This is a genomic window from Streptomyces sp. NPDC046900, assembly GCF_040644975.1.
Classification (GTDB): domain Bacteria; phylum Actinomycetota; class Actinomycetes; order Streptomycetales; family Streptomycetaceae; genus Streptomyces.
This window is the reverse complement of the sequence record NZ_JBEYXD010000239.1, coordinates 1-1,652: the sequence shown is the minus strand read 5'-3', so window position 1 is coordinate 1,652 and position 1,652 is coordinate 1. Positions and strand designations below refer to the sequence as shown.

The window sequence follows — 1,652 nt, the reverse complement described above, 5'->3', positions numbered from 1 at the left end:
CCCACAAGTTGGGGTGGCGCGTTGCCCGCGCCGTAGTGACGGCGCGAAAATCGGCTTGGGTGCCGCCCGCGTCCGACGTCGACATGACCCTGGCCTGCTGAGTCCGTCCACAAGTCTGATGCCGGGGCTGCACCGCGGGGCAGTGACATGTTGCTTCGAGCACGCCGGCCAGACTCGGCATCCCCCTGCGGCCCTCCGGGCGGGACCCGTACCAGCGCCTCATGGGGCGGCGGACACAGGAGGGGAGACGGTGATGGGTGATCAGATCGAGGTGTCGGAGCTGGACACAGGTGGGGAGTTAGTGGCGCACGTCGCCGCCCTGGACATCGCCAAGGCCTCGGCGATGGTGTGTACGCGGGTACCCGGCAACGGGAGCCATAAGCGGCAGGAGATCTTCAAGACGGGCGCGACGACCGCAGCGATCCTGGAGCTGTCCGACCACCTGGTCTGCCAGGGCATCGAGTTGGTGGTGATGGAGTCGACCTCGGACTACTGGCGGCCCTTCTACTACCTGCTTGAGGATCGGGGCCTGACCTGCTGGCTGGTCAACGCCCGCGACGTCAAGAATGTCCCCGGCCGGCCGAAGACGGACAAGCTGGACGCGGTCTGGCTGGCCAAGCTTGCCGAGCGCGGCATGCTACGGCGCTCCTTCGTCCCGCCCGCGGCGGTCCGTCGGATACGCGACCTCACCCGCGCCCGCGCGGTGCTGACCGCCGATCGCACCGCTTTCAAGGAACGCGTCGAGAAGGTCCTCGAGGACGCGCAGATCAAACTGTCCACCGTGGTGTCCGACCTCTTCGGCGTCTCCGGACGAGCGATGCTGCGGGCACTGGTCTCCGGAGAACGCAGCCCCCGCGTCCTGGCCGGTCTGGCCCACGGGTGCCTACGGGCCAAGCCGGAGGATCTGATGGAGGCGCTGCGGGGCCGCTTCGACGACCATCACGGCTATCTGATCCGTCTGTACCTGGAAAGCATCGACCATCTGGACGCCCAGATCGCGGACCTCGGTCACCGCATCGAGGCGGCCATCGCCGAACTCGACCCCGCCCGCACGGACGGCCCCGATGCCGGAGGCGGCCGACAACTGACACTGGTGGAGCGCCTGTCCGAGATCCCCGGCGTGGGCGTCGTGACCGCCCAGAACATCCTCGCCGAGACCGGCTTCGACATGAGTGTCTTCCCCACCCCCGGCCACCTGGCCTCCTGGGCCAAGCTCACGCCGCGCACCCTGCAGTCCGGGGCGAAGCACTCCACCGGCGGCACCGGGCACGGCAACCCCTGGCTTCGACGGGCTCTTGGAACCGCCGCTGTCACGGCCGGCAAGAGCCGCAGCTTCCTGGGCACCCGCTACCGGCGCCTGATCAAACGCAAACCGAAGAAGAAGGCGCAGACCGCACTCGCGCGCAACATCATCGAGATTGTCTGGCAGCTGATCGCCGATCCGAGCGCCCGCTACACCGATCTGGGCGCCGACTGGTACGAACGCCGCACCGACCCCGAACGCCGTACTCGCGAACTCGTTCGCGAGCTCGAACGCCTCGGCAACACCGTCACCCTGACTCCTGCGCCTGCCTGACCGGACGACCCGTCAATCATACTCGGCACGGTGCAGGTCCCCGCATGCCCTACGATGCCGTGATTTTCCGGCCAGG

General features: G+C 68.2%; 1 protein-coding gene. It reads left to right on the top strand.

Annotated features, from left to right (window positions below):
- Positions 1-253: 253 nt before the first annotated feature.
- Positions 254-1,576, top strand: a complete 1,323-nt coding sequence (locus tag ABZ904_RS51185; RefSeq protein ID WP_361006467.1) for an IS110 family transposase — start codon at positions 254-256, stop codon at positions 1,574-1,576.
- The last annotated feature ends 76 nt before the right edge of the window (positions 1,577-1,652 follow it).

Excerpts from the sequence above, each read along its gene's own strand:
- ABZ904_RS51185 (WP_361006467.1), top strand. The coding sequence starts at position 254 with ATGGGTGATCAGATCGAGGTGTCGGAGCTGGACACAGGTGGGGAGTTA.